The organism is Burkholderia sp. BCC1638, assembly GCF_902833195.1.
Classification (GTDB): Bacteria; Pseudomonadota; Gammaproteobacteria; order Burkholderiales; family Burkholderiaceae; genus Burkholderia; species Burkholderia diffusa.
Map to the genome: position 1 here is coordinate 109,421 of NZ_CADFEC010000008.1, position 25,800 is coordinate 135,220.

Below are 25,800 nucleotides of genomic sequence, written 5' to 3' on the forward strand. Positions count from 1 at the left end.
CCCGCGCACGCACCGATGCAATTGCGACTTGATGCGCTGGAGCCGCACCTCGCGAAGGGGATGGCCGGGCTCTACACCGTCTACGGCGACGAGCCGCTGCTCGCGCAGGAAGCGTGCGACCGCATTCGTGCGGCCGCGCGCGCGGCCGGCTTCACCGAACGTTCGGTGCATACGGTCGAGCGCGGCTTCGACTGGAGCGTGCTGCTCGGCGCGACCCAGGCGATGTCGCTGTTCGGCGAGCGTCAGCTGATCGAGCTGCGCATTCCGTCGGGCAAGCCCGGCAAGGAAGGCGCCGACGCGCTCAAGACGCTCGCGGCGACGCCCAATCCCGACGCGCTGCTGCTCGTCACGTTGCCGCGCCTCGACGCGGCAACGCAGAAATCCGCGTGGTTTACCGCGCTGCAGAACGGCGGCGTCGCGCTGAAGATCGACCCGGTCGACCGTGCGCAGCTGCCGAACTGGATCGGCCAGCGTCTGTCGATGCAGGGCCAGCGCGCCGCGCCGGGCGACGATGGCCGGCGCGCGCTGCAGTTCATCGCGGAGCGCGTCGAGGGCAACCTGCTCGCCGCGCACCAGGAAATCCAGAAGCTCGGGCTGCTCTATCCGCAGGGCGTGCTGTCGTTCGAGCAGGTGCACGACGCGGTGTTGAACGTCGCGCGCTACGACGTCTTCAAGCTGAACGAGGCGATGCTCGCGGGCGACGCAGCGCGGCTCGCGCGGATGATCGACGGGTTGAAGGGCGAGGGCGAGGCGATCGTGCTCGTGATGTGGGCCGTCGTCGAGGAATTGCGCACGCTGCTGCGGATCAAGCGCGGCGCGACGGCCGGCAAGCCGCTCGCCACGCTGCTGCGCGAGAACCGCGTGTGGGGCCCGCGCGAACGGCTGATCGGCCCCGCGCTGAACCGCGTGTCGGAAGCGGTTCTCGAGAAGGCGCTCGCGTTCGCCGCGAAGCTCGACCGGCAGGTGAAGGGGCTGTCGGCCGTCACGCCGGGCCGCCGCACGCAGGACGATCCGCCGCCCGATCCGTGGGATGGCCTGTTCCAGCTCGCGATGACGGTGGCAGGCGCCCGCGGCGAGCGACCGCCGACCGCGGGTCGCGTGCGTCGTTAAGCCCTGTCCGGGCCTTCAGCGCACGCATCGCAACCCGCTTACAATGTTTCGATAGCTGGCGCGGCCCGCTTGCCGCCGCGCTCCACGCTTCCCACGAATTCACGCCGCGCCAAGCGGCTCGCTTTTCGAGTCACACGATGGATATCGACCAGTACATGACGGACCTGGGCCGCCGTGCCCGGCACGCTTCCCGCGCGATGGCGCGCGCCAGCACGGCCGCGAAGAACGCCGCGCTCGACGCCGTGGCCCGCGCGATCGAGCGCGACGCGCAGGCGCTGAAGGATGCGAATGCACGCGACGTCGCCCGCGCCCGTGAAAAGGGGCTCGATGCGGCGTTCATCGACCGCCTGACGCTGTCGGACAAGGCGCTGAAGACGATGGTCGAAGGCCTGCGTCAGGTTGCGTCGCTGGCCGATCCGATCGGCGAGATCAGCAATCTCAAGTACCGCCCGAGCGGGATCCAGGTCGGCCAGATGCGCGTGCCGCTCGGCGTGATCGGCATCATTTACGAGTCGCGCCCGAACGTGACGATCGACGCGGCCGCGCTGTGCCTGAAGTCGGGCAACGCGACGATCCTGCGCGGCGGCTCCGAGGCGCTCGAATCGAACGCGGCGCTCGCGAAGCTGATCGGCGAAGGGCTCGAGGCGGCCGGCCTGCCGCAGGATGCCGTGCAGGTCGTCGCGACAGCCGATCGCGCGGCGGTCGGCAAGCTGATCACGATGACCGAATACGTCGACGTGATCGTGCCGCGCGGCGGCAAGAGCCTGATCGAGCGCCTGATCAACGAGGCGCGCGTGCCGATGATCAAGCACCTCGACGGCATCTGCCACGTGTACGTCGACGATCGTGCCGATCTCGCCAAGGCGCTGACGGTGTGCGACAACGCGAAGACGCACCGCTACGGCACCTGCAACACGATGGAAACGCTGCTCGTTGCGAGCGGCATCGCGGCGACGCTGTTGCCGCCGCTCGGCAAGCTGTATCGCGACAAGCAGGTCGAGCTGCGCGTTGATGCTGCCGCGCGCGCGGTGCTCGCCGAGGCCGGTATCGGGCCGCTCGTCGACGCCACCGACGAAGACTGGCACACCGAATATCTCGCACCGGTGCTCGCGATCAAGGTCGTCGACGGCCTCGACGCCGCGATCGAGCACATCAACCACTACGGATCGCACCACACCGATGCGATCGTCACCGAGGATCACGACCGTGCGATGCGCTTCCTGCGCGAAGTCGACTCGGCGAGCGTGATGGTCAATGCGTCGACGCGCTTCGCGGATGGCTTCGAATTCGGCCTCGGCGCGGAAATCGGCATCTCGAACGACAAGCTGCACGCACGCGGCCCCGTCGGCCTGGAAGGGCTCACGTCGCTGAAGTACGTCGTGCTCGGGCACGGCGAAGGCCGTCAGTAAAGCGAGGCGCACAACCGATGGCAATGCTCTGGGTCAAGACGTTCCATATCGTTCTGATCGCCGCGTGGTTCGCGGGCCTGTTCTACCTGCCGCGCATCTACGTGAACCTGGCCATGGAAACCGATCCGGCCGCGGTGCGGCGCCTGTTGCTGATGGCGCGCAAGCTGTTTCGCTTCATGACGATGATCGCCGTGCCGGCGCTCGCATGCGGGCTGTGGCTCTGGCTCGTGATCGGAATCGGCCAGGGGCAGGGCTGGATCCACGCGAAGGTGACGGTCGTGCTGCTGCTCGTGATCTATCACGCGTACTGCGGGCACCTGCTGAAGGTGTTCGAGCGCGGAGAGAACAAGCGCACCGACAAGTGGTATCGCGTGTTCAACGAACTGCCGGTGCTTGGCATGCTCGCGGCGGTCGCGCTGGTCGTGATCAAGCCGTTCTGAACTTTCCGGCGGCATGCCGGCAGTCGATCGATGCGCAACGGCGTCCCTCGGGGCGCCGTTTTCATGTGCGCGTCGTACGCGTCATTCCTTCGTCTGGTCGTCGATCCGGCGGCGCGTGATCGCTTCCTTCGCGCGGCCGACGCGCTCCATCAGCGCGGGTCCGCGCGACAGCGCAACGCCGACCGCGAGGATGTCGCCGATCGCGAGATGGGACATCCGCGACGTCATCGGCGAGAACACGTCGGTTTCCTCGGCCACGTTCGACGCGAGGCTCACCGTCGCGAGCTTCGCGAGCGGCGAGTGGCTCTGCGTGATCGCGACGACTTTCGCGCCGCACGCGAGCGCCGAGCGCGCGGCATCGACGATATCGCGCGTGCGGCCGGTGTTCGAGATCGCGACGACGACGTCGTGCGGCCCGAGCAGCGCCGACGACATTGAGAACGTGTGCGGGTCCGAATACGCGACGCTCGGCACGCCGAGCCGGAAGAATTTGTGCTGGATGTCCTGCGCGGCGATGCCCGAGCCGCCGGCGCCGTAGAACTCGATGCGCGACGCGTTCGACAGCAGCGCGATCGCGTCGGCGACGCTGCCGGCCGACAAGCTGTTGCGCACTTCGATCAGCGCGCCGATCGTGCGGTCGAACACCTTGCCGATGATGCCGGGCGCGGGCTCGTCGGGCTCGACGTCGCGATAGACGGACGACACGCCAGGCGCGACGCTCTGCGCGAGCCGGATCTTGAATTCGCGAAAGCCGCTGCAGCCGAGCGCCTGGCAAAAGCGCGCGATGGTCGGCTGGCTGACGCCCGCGCGGGTCGACAGCTCGGTCATCGCGAGGTCGAGCACCTCGCGCGGCGCGGCGAGAATGTAGTCGGCGAGCTTGCGCTCGGATGGGCGCAAGTCGGCGCGGATCGCTTCAATGCGAGGCAGCATGGGACGGCGAATGAAAATCGGGTTCGGATGAGCGAGTGTATCGCAATCGAATTGTAGAAAATCTACATGAAAATGCTAGCTCAATCGACAGAGATTCCCTGGGCGATGAGTGCCGAAGATTAGGGTTTTCACTAAGTAAAGCCTTGCTGGTGGCGGGAATAAGGGTTGCGTGCATGTGAATCCGCATTGCATGCGTGTAGTTTTTCTACTAGACTGGCTTCGTTCGTTCGACGCACTCGACCGTCCCCACGATTCCAACCGCCGGTGTCGTCCGGCATACAGGAGCGCCCAGCATGACGTCGCTGCACCCCACCCTGGCGAAAGTCACCGAACGCGTGATCGCCCGCAGCCAATCGACCCGTTCCGCCTATCTGCAGCGCATCGACGGCGCGCAGGGCAAGTTCCCGGCGCGTGGTGCGCTGTCGTGCGCGAACCTCGCGCACGGCTTCGCGGGTCTCGAAGGCAGCGACAAATTCCAGATCAAGGCGATCCGCGAGCCGAACATCGGCATCGTGTCCTCGTACAACGAGATGCTGTCCGCGCACGCGCCGTACAAGGATTTCCCCGACATCATCAAGGCCGCCGCACGCGAGAACGGCGGCGTCGCGCAGTTCGCGGGCGGCGTGCCCGCGATGTGCGACGGCGTCACGCAGGGCAACCCGGGGATGGAGCTGTCGCTGTTCTCGCGCGAGGCGATCGCGATGGGCACGGCGATCGCCCTCACGCACAACATGTTCGACGCGGCGCTCTGCCTCGGCATCTGCGACAAGATCGTGCCGGGTCTGCTGATCGGCGCGCTCCAGTTCGGCCACCTGCCGACCATCTTCGTGCCGGCCGGCCCGATGACGAGCGGCCTGTCGAACGACGACAAGGCGAAGATCCGCCAGCAGTTCGCGACCGGCCAGGTCGGCCGCGACGCACTGCTCGAAGCGGAATCGGCCGCGTATCACGGCCATGGCACCTGCACGTTCTACGGCACCGCGAACAGCAACCAGATGCTGATGGAACTGATGGGCCTGCACCTGCCGGGTTCCGCGTTCGTTCATCCGCACACGCCGCTGCGTTCCGCACTGACGGCCGAAGCCGCGCGCCGCGTGCTCGACCTGACGGTCGAGCGCGGCCAGTACACGCCGATCGGCCATGTGATCGACGAGAAGGCGATCGTCAACGGGATCGTCGCGCTGCTCGCGACGGGCGGCTCGACCAACCACACGCTGCACCTCGTCGCGATCGCGCGCGCGGCCGGCATCCTGATCGACTGGAACGATTTCGACGAGCTGTCGGCGGTCGTGCCGCTGCTCGCGAAGATCTACCCGAACGGCAAGGCCGACGTGAACCATTTCCACGCGGCCGGCGGCGTCGCGTTCCTGGTGCGCAACCTGCTCGAAGGCGGGCTGCTGCACGAGGACGTGACGACCGTCGCGGGCAAGGGGCTGTCGCACTACACGAAGGAGCCGAAGCTGATCGACGGCAAGCTGACGTGGGTCGACGGCACGGCCGAGAGCCACGACACGAAGGTGCTGCGCGGCATTCGCGACCCGTTCCAGCCGGACGGCGGCCTGCGCCTGATGCAGGGCCGGCTCGGCCGCGGCGTGATCAAGATTTCGGCGGTCGCGCCCGAGCACCGCAAGGTGACCGCGCCCGCGATCGTGTTCGATTCGCAGGAAGCCGTGCAGGAAGCCTTCGATCGCGGCGAGCTGAAGCGCGATTTCGTCGCGGTCGTGCGCTTCCAGGGCGCGCGCGCCAACGGGATGCCCGAGCTGCACCGTTTGACGCCGCTGCTCGGCGTGCTGCAGGATCAGGGCTTCCACGTCGCGCTCGTGACCGACGGCCGCATGTCCGGTGCGTCGGGCAAGGTGCCGGCCGTGATCCACGTGTCGCCGGAAGCGCTGCTGGCGGGCCCGCTCGGCAAGGTGAAGACGGGCGACACGCTCGTGATCGACGCGGAAGCCGGCATCCTCGACATCGAGGTCGACGACGCCGAGTGGCAGGCGCGCCCGGTCGCGCAGCCGCTGCATCAGGCCGAGAACGAAGTCGGTTTCGGTCGCGAACTGTTCGGCGTGTTCCGCGCGGCGGCCGCGCCGGCCGAGCAGGGCGCATCGGTTTTCGGGGCGCTGGTCGGCGAAGCGGCCGTCCGCGTCTCTGCATGAATTTCAAGGAGCGAATTTGATGAAGACGATTGCTGAAATCGTGAAGCTGGGCCCGGTGATTCCGGTGCTCGCATTCGACTCGGTCGAGCAGGGCGAACACGTGTCGCGCGCGTTGCACGCGGGTGGCGTCAAGGTGCTCGAGATCACGCTGCGTACGCCGGCGGGCCTGGAGGCGATCCAGCGCGCGAGCCAGCTCGCGGACGACATCGTCGTCGGCGTCGGCACGATCACGAAGCCCGAGCACTGCGAGCAGGCGAAGCGCGCGGGGGCGAAGTTCGGCGTGTCGCCGGGCCTGACGAAGGATCTGCATCTCGCGTCGCTCGACGCCGGCCTGCCGCTGCTGCCGGGCGTGATGACGCCGAGCGACATCATTCAGGCGCTCGAATTCGGCTACGAAATCGTCAAGTTCTTCCCCGCGCAGCAAGCCGGCGGCGTGCCGATGCTGCAGGCGTTCCACGGCCCGTTCCCGGCGCTGAAGTTTTGTCCGACGGGCGGCATCACGGTCGACACCGCGCCGAATTTCCTCAAGCTGCCGAACGTCGTGTGCGTCGGCGGTTCGTGGCTCACGCCGAAGGCCGCGCTCGCCGCGCAGGACTGGGCCGAGGTCACGCGTCTTGCGCAAGCCGCAAGCCAGCTTCACCGTTAATACTTGTACGAAATGAAGGTTTGACCCTCGGCAAGCAAGCGCTTAGTGCTTGTTTTACCGAGGGTTTTTGCTGATGGAACCGGTTCTATCCGCGGGCCGTAAAGATAAGTAAAATTCAGCGTCCTCACGGGGTGGGTACCCCCCGTGTTTCGGAGACCTGCATAGCCGGGCATACTCGCAACAGCTCGCCCGGTTTCGAACAATTCAAGGAGGAGTGCCACATGGGGGCTGTCCAAGGCAGCATGCTGCTCGTATTCACGCTGATCGCGATTGCCGCGCTGATCCTGATGATCGCGCGCTACAAGATCTACCCGTTCCTGGTGCTGATCATCGTTTCGCTGGGCCTGGGTCTCGTCGTCGGCATGCCGATGGACAAGATCGTCAAGTCGTTCGAAACGGGTACGGGCGGCACGCTCGGCCACATCGCGATCGTCGTCGGCCTCGGCACGATGCTCGGCAAGATGATGGCCGAATCGGGCGGCGCCGAACGGATCGCGACCACGCTGATCGACTGGTTCGGTGAAAAGAACATCCATTGGGCGATGATGTTTGTCGCGATCATCGTCGGTTTGCCGGTGTTCTTCGAAGTCGGCTTCGTGCTGCTGATCCCGATCGCGTTCAACGTCGCGAAGCGCACCGGCAAGTCGCTGCTCGTCGTCGGTCTGCCGATGGTGGCCGGCCTGTCTGTCGTGCACGGGCTGATCCCGCCGCACCCGGCCGCGCTGCTGGCCGTTCAGCAATACGGCGCCGATATCGGCAAGACGATCGCGTTCGGCCTGATCGTCGGCGTGCCGACCGCGATCATCGCCGGTCCGCTGTTCGCGCTGATGATCTCGAAGTTCGTGAAGCTGCCGGAAAACAACCCGCTCGCGGCGCAGTTCGTCGATACGCATACGGACGGTCGCAAGCGCGAACTGCCGAGTTTCGGCATCACGCTGTTCACGATCCTGCTGCCCGTCGTGCTGATGCTCGTCGGCAGCTGGGCCGACCTGGTGTTCGCACCGAAGTCGCTGCCGAACAACCTGCTGCGCTTTGCCGGCAACTCCGACGTCGCGCTGCTGATCGCCGTGCTCGTGAGCTTCTTCACGTTCGGCAAGCTGCAGGGCTTCAACCGCGACCAGATCCAGAAGTTCTGCGGCGAGTGCCTGGCGCCGATCGCCGGCATCACGCTGATCGTCGGTGCGGGCGGCGGCTTCGGCGGCGTCCTGCGCGACAGCGGGATCTCGCAGCAGATCGTCGAGACCGCGAAGCACGCGCACCTGTCGCCGCTGCTGCTCGGCTGGTTCGTCGCGGCGCTGATGCGTCTGGCGACGGGTTCGGCGACGGTCGCGATGACGACGGCGTGCGGCATCGTCGCGCCGATCGCCGCAGCGTCGGGCGCGGCGGTTCGTCCGGAGCTGCTCGTGCTCGCGACGGGCTCGGGCTCGCTGATCTTCTCGCACGTGAACGACGGCGGCTTCTGGCTGATCAAGGAATATTTCGGGATGACGGTCGGCCAGACGTTCAAGACCTGGTCGCTGCTTGAAACCATCATCTCGGTGCTCGGTCTGAGCTTTACGCTGTTGCTGAGCGTGGTTTTGTAACAAGGGGTAGTCAATGATTCTGATCGCAATGGGCGTGTCGGGCGCGGGCAAATCGCGAATCGGCGAAATGCTGGCAGAACGCCTGTCGTGCAGCTATACCGACGGCGACGCGTTTCACAGCGCGGCGAACAAGGAAAAGATGCACAACGGCATTCCGCTGACCGACGACGACCGCTGGCCGTGGCTGCGCACGATCCGCGCGGCCATCGAGGAGAAGCAGCGTGCCGGCGAGACCGCCGTGTTCACCTGCTCGTCGCTGAAGCGGTCGTACCGCGACGTACTGCGCGGCTCCGACACCGACGTGCGGTTCGTGTATCTGAAGGGTTCGTTCGAGGTGTTGCACGAGCGCCTGAAGACCCGCACCGGCCATTTCTTCGATCCGTCGCTGCTGAAGAGCCAGCTCGACACGCTCGAGGAACCGGGCCCGGATGAAGCGATCGTGGTCAGCATCGAGCTGACGCCCGAACAGATCGTCGATCAGGTCATGCTGAAGATCGGTATCGCGCAGCAGCACTGAGCGCGGTTCGCGGCAATCGTCATGCAGCAGTGAAAAAGGCGCCCCTCGGGGCGCCTTTTTTCGTTCGAGGTGCGTGCGCCGCTCAGGTCGCGCGGGCGTGCTGCGCGATGCCGTCGAGCAGCACGTCCAGCATCGTGTCGTGCACGGCGGCCGGATCGAGCTGCGCATAGAGCGGGGCGGCCGATTTGACGAGCGGGTGCGCGGTATCGGACAGCGCATGCATTTCCGCGAGCTCGACATCGTTCGCGGGCCGCGTGAGGCCGCCGGCCTCGGCGGCGGCGAGTCCGATCACGCTCGCATACCAGCCCACGCACACGGACGGCAGCGCGGCGCGCGGGATGCCGGCATCGGCCAGCGCACGATGCACGGTCTCGATGTGCGCGAGATCGGCTGGCCCTGTGCTCATATGACGCTGCAGCAGCGCGAACGCGGCGGGGTGGCGCAGCGCGAGCGCGCGATACTGGCGTGCGAGATCGCGCAGCCGCTCGCGCCACGGCAGCGAAGGATCGACCGGCACGAGCGAGCGCGAGAGCGCGTTCGCGATCGCACGGCTCAGGCCCTCTTTCGACTTGAAGTGATAGAGCACGCTCATCGGGTCGCAGCCGACCGACTGCGCGAGCTTGCGCACGCTGAACGCGGCTTCGCCGACCTCTTCGAGCAGCGCGAGCGCGGCCGCGACAATCGCATCCTTGTCGAGGCCGCGCGGGCCTTGGGCGGGTTTGTCTTTCATGGAAGCAGGATGACAACGACTGTAATCTTGACGAAAGCGTATTCTACGCTGTAGAATTATTTCTGCGGTGTAGAAATTGGGTGTCCCGGCACCTTTCAATGCGTGCTTTCGCACGGTCCGGGATCCTGGCAGGCACGAGCGTGTCTGCCGTCAACACGGGCCATCGCGCCCTTTATCTCGTTGACACCCAAGTGGAACCGGCTGCCCCACCCGCGAAGCCAGAACGGCTCTTCGACAGGCGGCCCAAGACCATGCAAGTGCAATCATGACTTCCAATCACAAACCCCTGATCCAGGGCGAATCGCGTTTCGACCAGACGCAACTGAACATCGAAAAGGACAACTGGAACTGGTGCGATCCGTCGCGCTACGACGGTGAGCGTCCGGCCAACTGGTACGAGGCGTCGTTGTCGCGCCATGAAAACGGCGCGCCGCTCGCGCACGACACGGTGTGCGACGTGCTGGTGATCGGCGCGGGGCTGCTCGGCGCATCGGCCGCGCTGCACCTCGCGGAAGCGGGCGTCGACACGATTCTCGTCGACAAGCATCACGTCGGCTCCGCAGCGTCGGGCCGCAACGGCGGCCAGCTCACGCCGGGCCTCGCGCGCTGGGAAGCGGCCGACATGATCGACCATCTGTCGCACGACGACGCGAAGCGGCTGTGGCGCTTCGCGTCGGCCGAATCGATGGACCTGATCGACGCGATCGGCGCGCGTTACGCACTCGACCTCGACCGCAAGCGCGGCCACATCACGGCGGCGGTACACCCGGGTCACATGAGCGCGCTGCTCGACGGCGCGGACGCCCGCCGCCATCTCGGCGACGCCGGCGTGACGCTCGTCGGCCGCCATCAGCTGCACGACGAATACGTGCGTTCTGGGCTGTATCACGGCGCGGCGATCGACGCGACCGGCGGCCAGCTTCATCCGCTCGCGCTGGTGCGCGGCCTCGTGCACGGCTTCCGGCTGAACGGCGGCGCGCTGTACGAAGGCACCGAGGTGCTGGAGCTCGACGAGACGCCGGCGGGCGTCGTCGCGACGACGCCGGGCGGCACGATTACGGCGCGCCGTGGCGTCGTGCTCGCGCTGCACAACACGACGTTCCGGCTGCTGGACGACGGCGGCGCCACCACCGTGCCGTTCTTCACGTACGTGAGCGTGACGGCGCCGCTCGACGTCGACGTCGCGACGCTGATGCCGGCCGGCATGCCGGTGTACGACACGCAGTTCCAGATCGACTATTACCGGCCTGTGCGCGGCAACCGCCTGCTGTTCGGCGGGCAGGGCACCGGTACGTGCTGGGCGCAGCCCGACGTCAACGCGTATCTGCTGACGCGGCTGAACACGGTATTTCCGCAGCACGACGGCCGCTTCGCGCTCGACTACTGCTGGAGCGGCGTCAGCGATTTCACGCTGAACGGCGCGACCGACAGCCGCAAGACCGACGGCCGTGTGCCGATGTACATGGTGCAGGGCTGGAGCGGGCATGGCGTCGCGCAGACGGTGCGGATCGGCAAGGCGATCTGCGACGACTTCGTCGGACGCAACGACGATTTCTCGATGCTGACCGGCATCGACCACCGCGAGATTCCGCTCGGCCGGCAACTGTCGCCGATCGCAATTCCTGCCGCGAAGGCGGCGATGAGCGTGATGAGCGCGCTCAATCCGGGGCGGATGATTTCGTTCTGATCGCCGGCGTTCCGGCGTTCCGACCGCGCGCGAGCCGCCAATGAAAAAGCCCGATGCGATTGCTCGCATCGGGCTTTTTTCCGTCCGGCGACGGCGGCGCTTACGCGATCCGCTTCGCGAGTTCGACGGCCTTGCCGATGTACGACGCAGGCGTCATCGCGAGCAGGCGGTCCTTCGCGTCCTGCGGGATCGCCAGCGTGCCGACGAATTCCTGCAGCGCTTCGCGCGTGATGCCCTTGCCGCGCGTCAGTTCCTTCAGCTGCTCGTACGGGTTCTCGATGCCGTAGCGGCGCATCACCGTCTGCACCGGCTCCGCGAGCACTTCCCAGCAGTTGTCGAGGTCTTCGTTCAGGCGCTGCGGGTTCACTTCGAGCTTGTCGAGGCCGCGGATCAGCGAGTCGTACGCGAGCAGCGAGTAGCCGAGTGCGACGCCCATGTTGCGCAGCACCGTCGAGTCGGTCAGGTCGCGCTGCCAGCGCGACACCGGCAGCTTGTCGGCGAGGTGGCGCAGCGTCGCGTTCGCGAGGCCGAGGTTGCCTTCCGAGTTCTCGAAGTCGATCGGGTTGACCTTGTGCGGCATCGTCGACGAGCCGATTTCACCCGCCTTCGTCTTCTGCTTGAAGTAGCCGACCGAGATGTAGCCCCACACGTCGCGGTCGAGGTCGAGCAGGATCGTGTTCGCGCGCGCGACCGCATCGAACAGCTCGGCCATGTAGTCGTGCGGCTCGATCTGGATCGTGTACGGGTTGAAGGTGAGCTTCAGGCGGTTCTCGATCACGTCGCGCGAGAACGCTTCCCAGTCGAATTCCGGATACGCGGAAAGATGCGCGTTGAAGTTGCCGACCGCGCCGTTCATCTTGCCGAGGATCTCGACCTTCTCGATGCGCGTGATCGCGCGCGCGAGGCGGGCGGCGACGTTCGCGAGCTCCTTGCCGAGCGTCGTCGGGCTGGCCGGCTGGCCGTGCGTGCGCGACAGCATCGGCTGCTCGGCAAGCGCGTGCGACAGCGCGACGAGGCGCTGGTGGACCGTGCGCAGCGCCGGCACGATCACGTGCTCGCGCGCGCCGGCGAGCATCATCCCGTGCGACGTGTTGTTGATGTCCTCGGACGTGCACGCGAAGTGGATGAATTCGCTGGCCTTCTCGAGTTCGGCCTGGCCCTTGACCGATTCCTTCAGCCAGTATTCGACGGCCTTCACGTCGTGGTTCGTCACGCGCTCGATTTCCTTGATGCGCGCGGCGTCGTGCGCGGTGAAGCGCTCGGCGAGCTGCAGCAGGAACTGTTCGGAGGCGTCCGAGAAGCGCGGGACTTCCGCGAAGCCGGCGCGCGACAGCGCGATCAGCCAGTGCACCTCGACGGTGACGCGGTGGCGCATGAAGGCGGCTTCGGAGAGCCAGTCGCGCAGCGCTTCGGTCTTGCTGGCGTAGCGGCCGTCGATGGGCGAGAGCGCGGTGAGGGCGAAAAGCGTATCGGGACGAGTGTCGGACATGATCGGGCGTGGCCTTTGGGGCCGGTGCGAACGAGGGGAGGAGAATCCGGCATTTTACCATTGGCGCGGGGCGATTCCGGCCGAACCGGTCCGGCCGCCGCCGCCGTGGGCGATCGGCACGCGTGCGGGCGCCCGGGCGGCGCGCAAGCCGTCCGCCGGCCGGCGCCCGGGCCGGCTCGCCGGGCTGCCCGCCGCACCGCCGGGCCGGCCCGCCCGCCGGTAGAATGCAGGCTTCCTCCCGACCGCCGCCCGTCGCGCCCGCCTGCATGGAACTGAAATGGCTCGAAGACTTCGTCTCGCTCGCGGAAACGCGCAGCTTTAGCCGGTCCGCCGAACTGCGGCACGTGTCGCAGCCCGCGTTCTCGCGGCGCATCCAGGCGCTCGAGGCGTGGCTCGCGACCGAACTGATCGATCGTTCGGTTTATCCGACGCGGCTCACGCAGGCCGGCCAGATCTTCTACGAGCAGGCGCTGACGATGCTGTCTCAGGCGCACGAGGCGCGCACGCTGCTGCGCGGCCACGTCGGCGCGCCGGTGCCGACCATCGAGTTCGCGGTGCCGCATACGCTGTCGCTCACGTATTTTCCGCGCTGGCTGCAGCGGATCGAAGCGAAGATGGGGCAGGTCCACACGCGGCTGCGCGCGCTGAACGTGCACGACGCCGTGCTGTCGCTGGTCGAGGGCGGCTGCGATCTCGTGATGGGCTACCACCATCCGAGCCACCCCGTCGCGCTCGATCCGGCCCGCTACGACATGCTGGTCCTCGGCAGCGAGCCGATCAGCGCATTTTCGGCGCCGGGCCGCGCGGGCCGGCCGCGCTACACGCTCCCGGGCACGGCCGAGGCGCGCGTGCCGTACTTGTCGTATACGCCGAACGCGTATCTCGGCCGGATGACCGAAGTCATCATTGCGAACGCACCGACGTCGCTGTTCCTCGATCGCGTGTACGAAACCGACATGGCCGAAGGACTGAAGGCGATGGCGCTCGCGGGCCACGGCGTCGCGTTCCTGCCGCACAGCGCCGTCGAGGATGCGGTGGCCAGCGGTCGCTTGATCCGGCTCGACCGGTCCGCGCGCGGCGGCACGCACCCGTTCACGCTGACGATGGAGATCCGCCTGTACTGCGACAAGCTCGCGCTGCAGGGCGACGACCCGCATCAGAAGCTCGTGCGCGCGCTGTGGGAAGTCGTGCGCGACGAGCTGCGCGAAACCGCCGGTTAACCGTGCGCGGTTAACCGCGCCAGCCGAGCGCGCGCCGCCGCCGCCGCGCTTGCCGCGCCCGTCGGACGCTTGTCCGGCGGGCGTTCCGCGTATTTCCCCGCCGATTTTTCGCCGACGCGATGCACGACCGATCGCGGGCGTTCTTGCGCAAATCGACCGCGGATTTGCGAAAAATCGCGATCATGCAAGAAACGCATAATCGAATAAGCAAACGGCATTGGATAAAAAAAACGGGTTTTTCGACAATGTGCGCAATCCGTTGAACGTTGGAGCGTCCATGTCTTCGCAACTGCAGTCCATCCCGTCCTACCTTCATGCCGACGATCTCGGCCCGTGGGGCAACTACCTTCAGCAGGTCGATCGCGTCGCACCGTACCTCGGTTCGCTGTCGCGCTGGCTGGAAACGCTGAAGCGTCCGAAGCGCATCCTGATCGTCGACGTGCCCATCGAGCTCGACAACGGTACCGTCGCGCACTTCGAGGGCTATCGCGTGCAGCACAACGTGTCGCGCGGTCCGGGCAAGGGCGGCGTGCGCTACCACCAGGACGTGACGCTGTCGGAAGTGATGGCGCTGTCGGCATGGATGTCGGTGAAGAACGCGGCCGTGAACGTGCCGTACGGCGGTGCGAAGGGCGGCATCCGCGTCGACCCGCGCAAGCTGTCGCGTGGTGAGCTCGAACGCGTGACGCGTCGCTACACCAGCGAAATCGGCATCATCATCGGCCCGAACACCGACATTCCGGCACCGGACGTCAACACCAACGAACAGGTGATGGCGTGGATGATGGACACGTTCTCGATGAACCAGGGCCAGACGTCGACGGGCGTCGTGACCGGCAAGCCGATCTCGCTCGGCGGTTCGCTCGGCCGCAAGGAAGCGACGGGCCGCGGCGTGTTCGTCGTCGGTTGCGAGGCGGCGAAGAAGAAGGGCCTCGAGATCGAAGGCGCGCGCATCGCGGTGCAGGGCTTCGGCAACGTCGGCGGCATCGCGGCGAAGCTGTTCCAGGAAGCGGGTTCGAAGGTGATCGCGGTGCAGGATCACACGGGCACGATCTACCAGCCGGCCGGCCTCGATTCGAACAAGCTGCTCGACCACGTCGCACGCACGGGCGGCGTCGCGGGCTTCGAAGGCGCGGAACCGATGCCGAACGACGAGTTCTGGACGGTCGAGACCGACATCCTGATCCCGGCGGCACTGGAAAACCAGATCACCGAGAAGAACGCATCGAAGATCCGCACGAAGATCATCGTTGAAGGCGCGAACGGCCCGACGACGACGGCGGCCGACGACATCCTGAGCGCGAACGGCGTGCTCGTGATCCCCGACGTGATCGCGAACGCGGGCGGCGTGACCGTGTCGTACTTCGAGTGGGTGCAGGACTTCTCCAGCTTCTTCTGGACGGAAGACGAGATCAACCACCGTCTCGAGCGCGTGATGCGCGAAGCGTTCGCCGGCGTGTGGGCGGTCGCGGAAGAGCACAAGGTGTCGGTGCGTACGGCGGCGTTCATCGTTGCGTGCAAGCGCATCCTGATGGCGCGCGAAATGCGCGGCCTGTATCCCTGATCGGTCATTTCCGAGTCGATCGGATGACTATGACAAAAGCATGACGCAATCCACCCGATTGTGTGCATGAACCCTCGCGGGCGGTGCCGAATTCGGCACCGCCCGCGTGTGCATTCAGGCGCTACAGGAGGCGCGCGAAGCCGGGAGGACGGCTTCGTACAGGACGATTCGTAGTACGGTAAACAACCAGTACTTTCAAAAATATTACTTTGATACACTGGCGCGGGTTTTAGCCAAGGAGATGACCAAAATGAAATACCAGAAGGCAGTCCTGATGGTCGCGGCGCTGTGCGCGTTCGCGAGCGGCGCGCATGCACAGGAGACCGGCACGCTGAAGAAGATCAAGGACACGGGCGTGATCGCGCTGGGCCACCGCGAATCGTCGATTCCGTTCTCCTACTATGACCAGAACCAGCAGGTCGTCGGTTATTCGCGCGAATTCCAGATGAAGGTCGTGGACGCGGTGAAGAAGAAGCTGAACCTGCCGAACCTGCAGGTCAAGAACATCCCGGTGACGTCGCAGAACCGCATCCCGCTCGTGCAGAACGGCACGGTGGACATCGAGTGCGGCTCGACGACCAACAACACGGAGCGTCAGCAGCAGGCCGCATTCTCCGACACGATCTTCGTGATCGGCACGCGCCTGATGACGAAGAAGGATTCGGGCGTGAAGGACTTCGCGGACCTGAAGGGCAAGACGGTCGTGACCACCGCCGGCACGACGTCCGAGCGCCTGCTGCGCAAGATGAACAACGACAAGCAGCTGGGCATGAACATCATCAGCGCGAAGGACCACGGCGACTCGTTCAACACGCTCGAGTCGGGCCGCGCGGTCGCGTTCATGATGGACGACGCGCTGCTCGCGGGCGAACGCGCGAAGGCGAAGCAGCCGGGCGAGTGGGTGATCGTCGGCACGCCGCAGTCGGAAGAGGCGTACGGCTGCATGATGCGCAAGGGCGATGCTGACTTCAAGAAGGTCGTCGACGACGCGATCTCGCAAGTCGAGAAATCGGGCGAAGCCGCGAAGATCTACGCGAAGTGGTTCGAGAACCCGATCCCGCCGAAGGGGCTGAACCTGAACTTCCCGCTGTCCGATTCGATGAAGAAGCTGTACGCGAACCCGAACGACAAGGCGCTCGACTGACCACGCAGCCGTTGACGCAGAAATGACGCTACTGAAACGGAAGAGGCCTCGCTTCTTCCGTTTCTTTTTGCTGGAGTCTTGCCCATGTCTTACCACTGGAACTGGGGCATCTTCCTGAGCCCCGTCTCGACCGGCGAGCCGACGACTTACTTCGGATGGCTGATGTCCGGATTCTGGGTGACGATCGAGGTGTCGCTCGTCGCCTGGGTCGTCGCGCTGATCGTCGGTTCGCTGTTCGGCGTGCTGCGCACGGTGCCGAACAAATGGCTGTCCGCGATCGGCACCGTCTACGTGTCGATCTTCCGGAACATCCCGCTGATCGTGCAGTTCTTCGTCTGGTACCTCGTCGTGCCCGAACTGCTGCCCGCGTCGATCGGCACCTGGATCAAGCAGTTGCCGCCCGGCACGCAGTTCTTCACCGCGTCGATCATCTGTCTCGGCCTGTTCACGGGCGCGCGCGTGTGCGAACAGGTACGCTCGGGGATCAACGCGCTGCCGAAGGGCCAGCGCGCGGCCGGCCTCGCGATGGGCTTCACGCAATGGCAGACGTACCGCTACGTGCTGCTGCCGGTTGCATACCGGATCATCGTGCCGCCGCTCACGTCCGAGTTCCTGAACATCTTCAAGAACTCGGCGGTCGCGTCGACGATCGGCCTGCTCGACCTGTCCGCGCAGGCCCGTCAGCTCGTCGACTACACCGCGCAGACCTACGAGTCGTTCATCGCGGTGACGCTCGCGTACGTGCTCATCAACCTCGTCGTGATGGCGTTCATGCGCTGGATCGAAGGCCGCACGCGGCTGCCCGGCTACATCGGAGGCAAGTGATGCATCAGTTCGACTGGAGTAGTATTCCCGGCGCGATTCCGACGCTGTGGACGGGGGCGATCGTCACGTTCAAGATCACGCTGATCGCGATCGTCATCGGCATCGTCTGGGGCACGCTGCTGGCGCTGCTGCGGCTGTCCGGCGTGAAGCCGCTCGAGTGGTTCGCGAAGGCATACGTGACGGTGTTCCGCTCCATCCCGCTCGTGATGGTGCTGCTGTGGTTCTTCCTGATCGTGCCGCAGGTGCTGCAGGGTGTGCTCGGGCTGTCGCCGACGATCGACATCCGGCTTGCGTCGGCGATGGTCGCGTTCTCGCTGTTCGAAGCCGCGTATTATTCCGAGATCATCCGCGCCGGTATCCAGGCGGTGCCGCGCGGGCAGGTGAACGCCGCGTTCGCGCTCGGCATGAACTACGCGCAGGCCATGCGCCTCGTGATCCTGCCGCAGGCGTTCCGCGCGATGGTGCCGCTGCTGCTCACGCAGGCGATCGTTCTGTTCCAGGACACGTCGCTCGTGTACGTGATCAGCCTCGCGGACTTCTTCCGCACGGCCGCCAACATCGGCGATCGCGACGGCACGACCGTCGAGATGGTCCTGTTCGCGGGTGCATGCTATTTCGTGATTTGCTCGGTGGCGTCTGCCCTCGTCAAAGGTCTCCAGAAAAAGGTCACAAGATGATTTCCATCAAGAACGTTTCGAAGTGGTACGGCCAGTTTCAGGTCCTCGCCGATTGCACGACCGAGGTGAAGAAAGGCGAAGTGGTCGTGGTGTGCGGCCCGTCGGGCTCGGGCAAGTCGACGCTGATCAAGACCGTGAACGGCCTCGAGCCGTTCCAGCAGGGCGAGATCCTCGTGAACGGCCAGTCGGTCGGCGACAGGAAGACGAACCTGTCGAAGCTGCGCTCGAAGGTCGGGATGGTGTTCCAGCATTTCGAGCTGTTTCCGCATCTGTCGATCACCGAGAACCTGACGCTTGCGCAGATCAAGGTGCTCGGCCGCGGCAAGGACGAAGCGACCGAGAAGGGCATGAAACTGCTCGATCGCGTCGGCCTGAAGGCGCATGCGCACAAGTTTCCGGGCCAGCTGTCGGGCGGCCAGCAGCAGCGGGTCGCGATCGCGCGCGCGCTGTCGATGGACCCGATCGCGATGCTGTTCGACGAACCGACGTCCGCGCTCGATCCGGAAATGATCAACGAGGTGCTCGACGTGATGGTCGAGCTCGCGCAGGAAGGGATGACGATGATGGTCGTCACGCACGAAATGGGCTTCGCGAAGAAGGTCGCCCATCGCGTGATCTTCATGGACAAGGGCGCGATCGTCGAGGACGACCGCAAGGACGATTTCTTCTCGAATCCGAAGTCGGATCGCGCGAAGGACTTCCTCGCGAAGATCCTGCACTGAGCGCTCGTGCGTCGCGCGCTTCGTGCGCGCGGCATGCGCAAACCGCCCGGCCGAATGCCGGGCGGTTTTTTTTCGTCGGTTGCCCGTCGGCCGCCGCCGGCGACGGACCGATTCCGGCACCGGGCGTCACCAGCTGTAGCGGTAACCGACCTGCCCGGTGACGCCGCGCCGGTAATCGCCGCCGATGTTGCGCGCATATTTCACGTTCGCGTACAACTCGCCCGACTTGCCGAAGCCCGCGGTCACGCCAAGGCCGAGCTCGTACCACGTGCGGCCCAGGTGCGTCGCGAACGGCGTGCCGCCGACGACGGTCTGGCCAGGCGACAGGAAGTCGTGCAGCACGTCGGCCGTGAAGTACGGCGTCGCGGCGCCGCCGCCCGCGTTCGCATCGAGGTTCGGCCGGAAGATGCGCACGCCGACGCGTCCGCGCAACGCACTGGTCGTCGTGCCCGACACGGCCGACACGTTGTCGTTGAACCCGTTCAGCTTCAGGTACTGGTACATCAACTGCGCCTGCGGCTCGACCGCGATCGGCGTGCCGCCGATCCCGAACGGCTTGCCGACCTCCTGCGACAGTGCGATGCCGAAGCCGTTCTGCGATGCCTCGTTGCCGTAGCTGTCGCGATAGCGGTTACCGTAGTGCGTGACCTGGCCGACGCTGTCGAAGTAGGTGCCGTCGGACAGGTAGCGCGTCCAGTAGCCGCCGATGCTCTGTGCATGCATCTCGACCGAGCCGGTCGACGTCGACAGGCCCGACGTGCCGGCGCGTGCCATGTCGCTGAAGCTCGCGTTCGCGACGCCGATGCTCGCCGTCACGCCCGCATGCGTGCTGCCGCCGGCCGGCGCCTGGTCGAGCGTCCAGTCCTTGCCGAACTGCGCGAAGAACGTGCGCTCGTCGGCCGCGAAGCGGCCCGCGTTCGCATCGAGGCTCTGTCCGCCCACGCGGCCCCAGACGCCGTCGCGGTTGCCCGGCGCCTGCTTCTCGAGGTTGTAGATGTCGCCGACGCGCTCGTGCAGCTTGCCGAGCGTCGAGAAGCCGTAGTCGGCGTTCAGCAGCGGCGTCATCGCATAGCCTGCAACACCCGGACGGTACGCGAGATTGCCGCCGCCGCCGTTGATGACGTTCGGGCCGACCGGATCGCCCGGGTCCGTCGGGTCGAGTTGCGAGCGCAGATACCAGCCGTTCGCATCGCTCTGGCCGCCGCGGTAGAGCCGGTATTCATATGCGCCCGCCTGCACCGGGCCCGCGAGATGGAACGCCGATGCGGAGGTCGTGCCGCCGTTGGTCGTGACGACCACCGGAATACCGTCGCCCGTCGTCTGCGCGCCGGTGCCGGCCGTGTTCGCGACCTTCAGCCCCGTCGTGCCCGTCGCGGCGCCGCCGTTCACGATCAGCCGGTCGGTCGGCGACGCATCGGCGCCGAGATAGGTGTTCAGCGCGATCGTGCCGCCGTTGCCGACATAACTGCCCGTCGTCAGCGTCCGGTAGCTGCCTGCCGCCGTCGGCGCGCCGGACGGCGCGGCGAACGCGACCAGGCCCGCATTGTTCAGGCTGCTCAGCACGGAGCTGCCGGTCATGTGCCACGTGCTCGTGCCGTCGACGGTCAGCGCGACCGGGTCGATCTTGCCGGTGAGGGTCGTGCCGTTCGTCAGGAACACGTTGCCGGTGCTCGACGCGTCCGACACGATGTCGCCGGCGAGATTCACAGCCGATGCGTTGAAGGTCGCGGTGCTGCCGTTCGCGAGGTCCAGCAGCGTGCCGTTGCCGGCCGTCACGACGGTGCCGTTGCGCACAGCGATGTCGACCGTGCCGCCGCGCGCGGCGAACGCCGGCCCGGCGATGGACGCGACGCTGCCGCCGTCGACGAGCACGGCGCTGGTCGCGCCGGTCGCGAGCGTGTCGGTGCTCAGCACGCCGGCCGTCGCGCCCTTGAGCGTCGTGCCGGTCAGCGCGAGCACGCCGCCGCCGTCGACCGTCGCGCCGTTGCCGGCCGCGCTCGCGATCGACGAACCCGTGTCGCCGATGCGGCCGCCGTTCCGTGCGACGAGGCCGTCGGCCGCCGTGCCCGCCGTGGACACCTTCGCGCCCGACAGCAGGGCGGTCGCGCCGCTGCCCGCGACGATCGCGTGCGCGCCGGCACCCGTCGTCGCGACGGTCGTACCGTCGGCCGCGAGCGTCGAATCTGCGCCCGTCACGAAGAGGCCGCGCGCGTCGTCGCCGGCGGTGCGCACGACGGTCGCCGCATCGGTCGCGATGCGCGCGCCGGCGCCCGTCGACGATAGTCCGTCGGCGCCGTTGCCGGTCGTGCCGATCTGCGTGCCCGACAGCACGATCGTCGTGTTTGCGCCGAGGTTGTCGATGCCCTTGCCGGCGCCGCCCACCGCGATCGACGTCGCGCCGGCCGCGATCCCGCCGCCCGACACGGTCGAGTCGATCAGCACGCCGTCGGCGCTGCCGTTCGCGACGACGGTGCCCGCGCCCGACAGCGCGACCGACGCGCCGGACCCCGTCAGGTGCACGCCGGCGATGCCGTCGTCCGCCTCGATCGTGCCCGCGTTGGCGAGCGTGGCCGACGCGCCCTGCACGAGCGCGCCGGTGCCGTTCGATACTCGGATCGCCGATGCGTTGTTCACCGTGCCCAGCGTGCCGGCCACGACCCCCGTCGAGCCGGCGCCGGTCAGCAGCACCGTATTGCGGTTCTCGAGCGTGCCGAGGTTTTGCGCGACGAAGCCGGTCACGCCGGCCGTCGACGACGCGACCGCCGCGTTGTTGGTCAGCGTCGTCGCCACCGGCGTACCGGCGTTCGCGCCGCTGAGCGCGTGTGCCTGGCCGTCGACGGTGCCCGCGATCGCGCCGGCCGCATTCAGGTCGATGGTCGCGCCCGAGTCGATCGTGCCCTTCGCACCGCCTTCGACCGCGACCGCGATGCCGTTCGCGCCGTTGACGTTGTAGGTGGCGTGGCCGGTGGACAGCGTCGTGCCGGCGCCCGTCGCGAGCACGCCGCGCGCGCGCTGGCCGTTCACGTCGGTCGTCAGCGTGCCGGCCGCCGACGCGCCCGTGTAGGCCGCGCCGCCCGCGATGCGGAACAGCGTCGAATCGTCGGTATCGACGCTCAGATGCTGCGCGGCGACATTGATCTTCGAGCCGGCGCCGTATGCGTAGAAGCCGGTCTGGTTCGTGCCCGACATGAAGGCCGGCACGGCGTTGGCGTCGACGTTGATCGTCGCGCCCGAGCGTGCATGGACGCCGATCGCACCGTTGCCGGTCAGGTTGAGCGCGCCGTCGACCGTGGCCTTCGCGCGCGGCCCTTCGGCCCACACGCCGTAGTTGCGCGTGTCCGACGCCGGATCGAGCCCGCCGGCCACGTTGATCGTGCCGGTCGACGTCGCGGCCGTCGCGGTCGCACCGGTGCCGACCACCATGATGCCGATGCCGTTCACGCCATTCAGCGTGATCGTGCCCGTGTTGGTCACGGTCGCGGCCGTATTGGCCGCGAGCATGCCGACGTTGGCGAACGGCGTGCCGGGTGCCGCGCCGTTCACGGCGATCGTGCCCGCGTTGCGCAGCGTGCCGGACGTCGAGTCGATGCTCGCCATCCCGGCGCCGTTTTGCGTCTGCGAGCCGATCACGATCGAGCCGAGGTTGCTGGCGGTGCCCGATGCGCCGAGCAGGATCCCGTAGGAATGCGCGGACAGCGCGACGTCGTTCGCCGCTGCCCCCGGTCCGTACTGGGCCGCGCGGCCGAGATAGATTGTGCCGCCGGCGGCGTTCGTGAAGGTGCCGCCGGCCGCGAGGCCGCCGATCACCTGGCTGTCGAGCGTCGTCGCGTTGACGCCGACGTTGATCGTGCCGGCGTTCGACGCGTTCGCACCGCTCGTCACGGCCACCGCGTAGTTCTGTAGGTCGGGGCGGTTGCCGTCGAGCGTCCACGCGCCGACGTTCATCACGCCGTTGTTGACGAACGAGGTGCCCGTGCCGCTCGCGTACACGCCGTTGCCCTCGGTGTACGCGTGGAAGCCGAAGTTGTCGGGCGGCGCGCTGCCGCTCGTGTCGAAATTGTCGCCGGACGCATAGCCGGACGAGATCGTGCCGTTGTTGACGCCGCTTGCGCCGCTCAGCAGGCGCACCAGCGTGAAGTCGCCGGACAGGCGCCCGTCGTTGACGAAGTGCGCGCCGTTTTCCGCGAGGACGGCCGAACTCGACGCGATCGTGTTGGTGCCGCGGAAGTCGATCTGGCCGTCCTTGCCGATCTGCAGCGTCGCGTTCGCGCCGGTGCCGTGCATTGCCGACAGGTGATCGATCGGCAGCGTGTTCTTGTCGCCGGCGGACACGTTGTTCGCATACTGGAAGGTTTCCTTCGAGAACGTGACGGCCTGGCCGAACGCCGTGTCGTAGGCGGCCTGCGAGCCGAGCGCGCCGCTCTGGACCGAGCGCACCAGGAAGTCGTTGTACGCGGCGAGCGACGCGGCGTCGATGACGGTCCACGTGCTGCCGTCGAATGCGGTGAAGGTCCCCGCGTAGGCCGGGACGTCGAGCTGGAGATTGCCGACGGCACCGCCGCTCGCGAGATAGTCGCCTGTGCCGAGCCAGACCTGGTTGCGCGAATTCCAGTTGACGATGCTCTTTGCCGAGCCGGTGCCGTCCGCGAAGGTCAGGTCGGTCTGCTTCGGCGCGATCGAGATCGCGTTGCCGGCCGAGTCGGGCGCGTTCGCGGCGTTGCCGATCGACACGTTCAGCGTGCCGCCGGTGTTGTCGACGGTGCCGATCCGCAGGTTCACGTACTGGTTGCCGTTTACGTCATGGTAGACGGGCACGTTGGTCGAGCCGGCCGTCGACGCGGCGAACGCGGACGAGTTGTACGTGGCGATCGACGTATGGGTGCCCGTGATCGTGTCGGGCGTGCTGACGCTCTGCGTCTTGCCGCCGAGCGACAGCAGCGGCTGGTTCGGGTTGCCCGACACGATGGACGTATTGCCGATCGGCGTGAGCGTATAGCCGGGGTCGCCGGCGGCGCCCGTCCATGCACCCGTCACGCCGACCGTGTCGCCGCCCGACACGGTCGTAGCGCCGGCCCGGTTGTCGTTGACGGTCGGGCTGACGCTGCCGAGCGCGCAACTGCCGCCGCTTGCGACCGCCGAACCGTTACCGCAGGTCGATGCGTACGCGGAGCCGGCCGACAGCGCGGCCAGCGCGGCACCGAGCGCGGCGACGCGCAACGGCGAGCGGCGGATGGCCGTGCGGCCGGCACGGCGGCTTGCGGCCGATTGGCTGCCCGAACGCTTGCCGCGCGCCCGGGCCGTTTCCGCAACCGCGACCCAGCAGCCGGCGGTTTCGCTCCATATCGATCGAAATGAGTGATTCACGACAAGCCCCTCTCTCTTTATTTGAACTGGTATTCGCCGTATGCGGCGAATGCGCATTCCACGGTGACGTGTATTTCGAATGGGCGTGCGGCAGCCGGGGCTGCGTCGAGTGCCAATCAGGATGCGTTACACCGAAGATGGAACGAGTCTACTAATCGAGGAGGTTGCCGATTTTCGAAAAATTAAGATATGTGAGGATGCTAACGGTATGGGGTGGTATTTCTGAATTGTGTGGTTAATCGAACTGAAAGCATTGGTGGGGAAGGGTTTGGCGGGTTTTTCTATAGACCGGCCGGAATCGTCCGGTCGGTGGGATAGCGCACGGTCGGTATTTGGTTTGTGCTTTATTCTATGGTTTCCGGATTATCCGCTTTCGATCGCTCTTGTCTTGTTTTTCGCCGATGAATTATTTTTACTCGAAAATTAATAAAATAAAAGCGAATGTTGCATGTCGATGATCGCATGCATCTAATGACGATCTGAATGAAACGTGTAACGTCATCGGGCGCAGACTTTCACTGCCGGTGATCGCCGGGTCGTGACGTTCGTATACACGCGGAAGGCGGGAAAGCGGGCGCCCGACGGCGCGGCGCGCTCAGAAGTCGATCGGGTCGTCGGCGTCGTCCGCGGTGCCGGCCGCCAGCGCCTCGCGCCGCACACCGCCGCACGGCGCGGACGCCGATGCGTCGAGCGCCGGGTTGCGCAGCTTCTCGAGCACGCGTTCGGGCACCGGGATCTGCATCCGCGCGGCGACGTCGCCGCACTGGAACATGATCAGCTCGCCCGGTTCGAACGAGGTCCAGATTTCGTTGTCGGTCAACGGCTGCGTGGCGATCACCGCGACGCGATCCTCGGGCGTCGTGTATTTCGCGAAGTCGATCGACAGGTCTTCGTCGACCAGATGCGCGGTCGAGAACGGCCAGCGCCGCACGAGGTAGTGCAGCCGCGTCGAGCAGTGCGCGAAGAGCGCCTGGCCGTTCGACATCAGGAAGTTGAACACGCCGTGATCGGTGATGCCGCGCGTCAGCTCGCCGACGCGCTCGAACAGCTCCGGCAACGGCGGCTGCGCGCCGGGGAACGCTTCGCGCAGCCCCTGCATCAGCACGCAGAACGCCTTCTCGCTGTCGGTCGTGCCGACCGGATGGTAGACGCTGCCGTCGAGGTCGGGTTCGTAGTCCTGCAGATCGCCGTTATGCGCGAAGATCCAGTGCCGCCCCCACAGCTCGCGCATGAACGGGTGGCTGTTCTCGAGCAGGATGTGGCCCTGCGTGGCCTTGCGGATGTGCGCGATCGTGTTCTTGGACTTGATCGGGTAGCGCTTCACCATTTCGGCGATAGGCGACGTGGCCGACGCCTGATGGTCGACGAAGAGCCGACAGGCTTTATCTTCGAAGAACGCGATCCCCCAGCCGTCGGCATGGTGATCGGTGAGGCCGCCCCGGGCCGCGAAACCTGTGAAGGAGAATGTGACGTCCGTCGGCGCGGCGCAGTTCATTCCTAGGAGTTGGCACATTTTACTTGGGGCGGGGGCGGAAGCGGGGTAACCAACCGGGTGAACCCCGGTACAATGTGGCTTCTAGCATATCACCGAGC

Annotated in this window: 19 protein-coding genes; 14 read left to right on the forward strand and 5 right to left on the reverse strand. The window is 66.6% G+C overall.

The window, feature by feature from the left end; translation table 11 throughout:
• The first annotated feature begins 15 nt into the window (after positions 1-15).
• The 3 genes from holA (at position 16) to HWX22_RS12150 (ending at position 2,959) form a co-directional block, all read left to right on the forward strand.
• Complete coding sequence (holA, locus tag HWX22_RS12140; protein ID WP_175909070.1) at positions 16-1,110, forward strand: DNA polymerase III subunit delta; 1,095 nt, start codon at positions 16-18, stop codon at positions 1,108-1,110.
• A 137-nt stretch (positions 1,111-1,247) separates the two neighbouring features.
• Positions 1,248-2,519: a glutamate-5-semialdehyde dehydrogenase gene (locus HWX22_RS12145; RefSeq protein ID WP_175909072.1), complete on the forward strand. Its 1,272-nt coding sequence runs from the start codon at positions 1,248-1,250 to the stop codon at positions 2,517-2,519.
• A 17-nt stretch (positions 2,520-2,536) separates the two neighbouring features.
• A complete protein-coding gene (locus tag HWX22_RS12150; protein ID WP_107938103.1) occupies positions 2,537-2,959 on the forward strand; it encodes a CopD family protein in 423 nt (140 codons plus the stop codon).
• 81 nt (positions 2,960-3,040) lie between these two features.
• On the opposite strand, the gene HWX22_RS12155 is transcribed toward HWX22_RS12150, so the two are convergent.
• The gene (locus HWX22_RS12155) at positions 3,041-3,889 is read right to left on the reverse strand and encodes a MurR/RpiR family transcriptional regulator (protein WP_059820437.1); all 849 of its coding nucleotides are present in this window, start codon (positions 3,887-3,889) and stop codon (positions 3,041-3,043) included.
• A gap of 293 nt (positions 3,890-4,182) precedes the next feature.
• Between HWX22_RS12155 and edd the strand changes: the two genes are divergently transcribed.
• The 4 genes from edd (at position 4,183) to HWX22_RS12175 (ending at position 8,785) form a co-directional block, all read left to right on the forward strand.
• Positions 4,183-6,039, forward strand: a complete 1,857-nt coding sequence (gene edd / locus HWX22_RS12160; protein ID WP_175909074.1) for a phosphogluconate dehydratase — start codon at positions 4,183-4,185, stop codon at positions 6,037-6,039.
• A 19-nt stretch (positions 6,040-6,058) separates the two neighbouring features.
• Positions 6,059-6,685, forward strand: a complete 627-nt coding sequence (gene eda / locus HWX22_RS12165; RefSeq protein WP_059465387.1) for a bifunctional 4-hydroxy-2-oxoglutarate aldolase/2-dehydro-3-deoxy-phosphogluconate aldolase — start codon at positions 6,059-6,061, stop codon at positions 6,683-6,685.
• A 221-nt stretch (positions 6,686-6,906) separates the two neighbouring features.
• Entirely contained in the window at positions 6,907-8,268 is a 1,362-nt protein-coding gene (locus HWX22_RS12170; protein WP_059535304.1) for a GntP family permease, read from the forward strand.
• A 13-nt stretch (positions 8,269-8,281) separates the two neighbouring features.
• Complete coding sequence (locus HWX22_RS12175) at positions 8,282-8,785, forward strand: gluconokinase (protein ID WP_059535306.1); 504 nt, start codon at positions 8,282-8,284, stop codon at positions 8,783-8,785.
• Positions 8,786-8,867: 82 nt separating this feature from the next.
• On the opposite strand, the gene HWX22_RS12180 is transcribed toward HWX22_RS12175, so the two are convergent.
• Positions 8,868-9,515 carry a TetR/AcrR family transcriptional regulator C-terminal domain-containing protein gene (locus HWX22_RS12180; RefSeq protein ID WP_175909076.1) on the reverse strand — a complete coding sequence of 216 codons (648 nt, stop codon included), beginning with the start codon at positions 9,513-9,515 and terminating at the stop codon, positions 8,868-8,870.
• Between the two features lie 265 nt (positions 9,516-9,780).
• Between HWX22_RS12180 and HWX22_RS12185 the strand changes: the two genes are divergently transcribed.
• The gene (locus HWX22_RS12185; RefSeq protein ID WP_059820442.1) at positions 9,781-11,202 is read left to right on the forward strand and encodes an FAD-dependent oxidoreductase; all 1,422 of its coding nucleotides are present in this window, start codon (positions 9,781-9,783) and stop codon (positions 11,200-11,202) included.
• 100 nt (positions 11,203-11,302) lie between these two features.
• On the opposite strand, the gene purB is transcribed toward HWX22_RS12185, so the two are convergent.
• A complete protein-coding gene (gene purB, locus HWX22_RS12190; protein WP_059535312.1) occupies positions 11,303-12,691 on the reverse strand; it encodes an adenylosuccinate lyase in 1,389 nt (462 codons plus the stop codon).
• Between the two features lie 266 nt (positions 12,692-12,957).
• Between purB and HWX22_RS12195 the strand changes: the two genes are divergently transcribed.
• The 6 genes from HWX22_RS12195 to HWX22_RS12220 all read left to right on the forward strand — a co-directional run bounded on the left by HWX22_RS12195 (position 12,958) and on the right by HWX22_RS12220 (position 18,843).
• Positions 12,958-13,911, forward strand: a complete 954-nt coding sequence (locus HWX22_RS12195; protein ID WP_063548085.1) for a LysR substrate-binding domain-containing protein — start codon at positions 12,958-12,960, stop codon at positions 13,909-13,911.
• 277 nt (positions 13,912-14,188) lie between these two features.
• Positions 14,189-15,475 carry a Glu/Leu/Phe/Val dehydrogenase gene (locus HWX22_RS12200; protein ID WP_059465395.1) on the forward strand — a complete coding sequence of 429 codons (1,287 nt, stop codon included), beginning with the start codon at positions 14,189-14,191 and terminating at the stop codon, positions 15,473-15,475.
• A 250-nt stretch (positions 15,476-15,725) separates the two neighbouring features.
• A complete protein-coding gene (locus tag HWX22_RS12205; protein WP_059820512.1) occupies positions 15,726-16,619 on the forward strand; it encodes a glutamate/aspartate ABC transporter substrate-binding protein in 894 nt (297 codons plus the stop codon).
• Positions 16,620-16,703: 84 nt separating this feature from the next.
• Entirely contained in the window at positions 16,704-17,444 is a 741-nt protein-coding gene (locus HWX22_RS12210) for an amino acid ABC transporter permease (protein WP_059535316.1), read from the forward strand.
• Positions 17,444-18,121: a glutamate/aspartate ABC transporter permease GltK gene (gltK, locus tag HWX22_RS12215; RefSeq protein WP_059535318.1), complete on the forward strand. Its 678-nt coding sequence runs from the start codon at positions 17,444-17,446 to the stop codon at positions 18,119-18,121. Before HWX22_RS12210 ends, gltK begins: the two co-directional genes overlap by 1 nt.
• Positions 18,118-18,843, forward strand: a complete 726-nt coding sequence (locus tag HWX22_RS12220) for an amino acid ABC transporter ATP-binding protein (RefSeq protein WP_175915709.1) — start codon at positions 18,118-18,120, stop codon at positions 18,841-18,843. Before gltK ends, HWX22_RS12220 begins: the two co-directional genes overlap by 4 nt.
• 126 nt (positions 18,844-18,969) lie before the next feature.
• On the opposite strand, the gene HWX22_RS12225 is transcribed toward HWX22_RS12220, so the two are convergent.
• On the reverse strand, positions 18,970-24,207 hold the full coding sequence (locus HWX22_RS12225; protein WP_175915710.1) for an autotransporter outer membrane beta-barrel domain-containing protein: 5,238 nt from the start codon (positions 24,205-24,207) through the stop codon (positions 18,970-18,972).
• Between the two features lie 595 nt (positions 24,208-24,802).
• Positions 24,803-25,720 carry a class II glutamine amidotransferase gene (locus tag HWX22_RS12230; RefSeq protein ID WP_059820446.1) on the reverse strand — a complete coding sequence of 306 codons (918 nt, stop codon included), beginning with the start codon at positions 25,718-25,720 and terminating at the stop codon, positions 24,803-24,805.
• Positions 25,721-25,800: the final 80 nt, after the last annotated feature.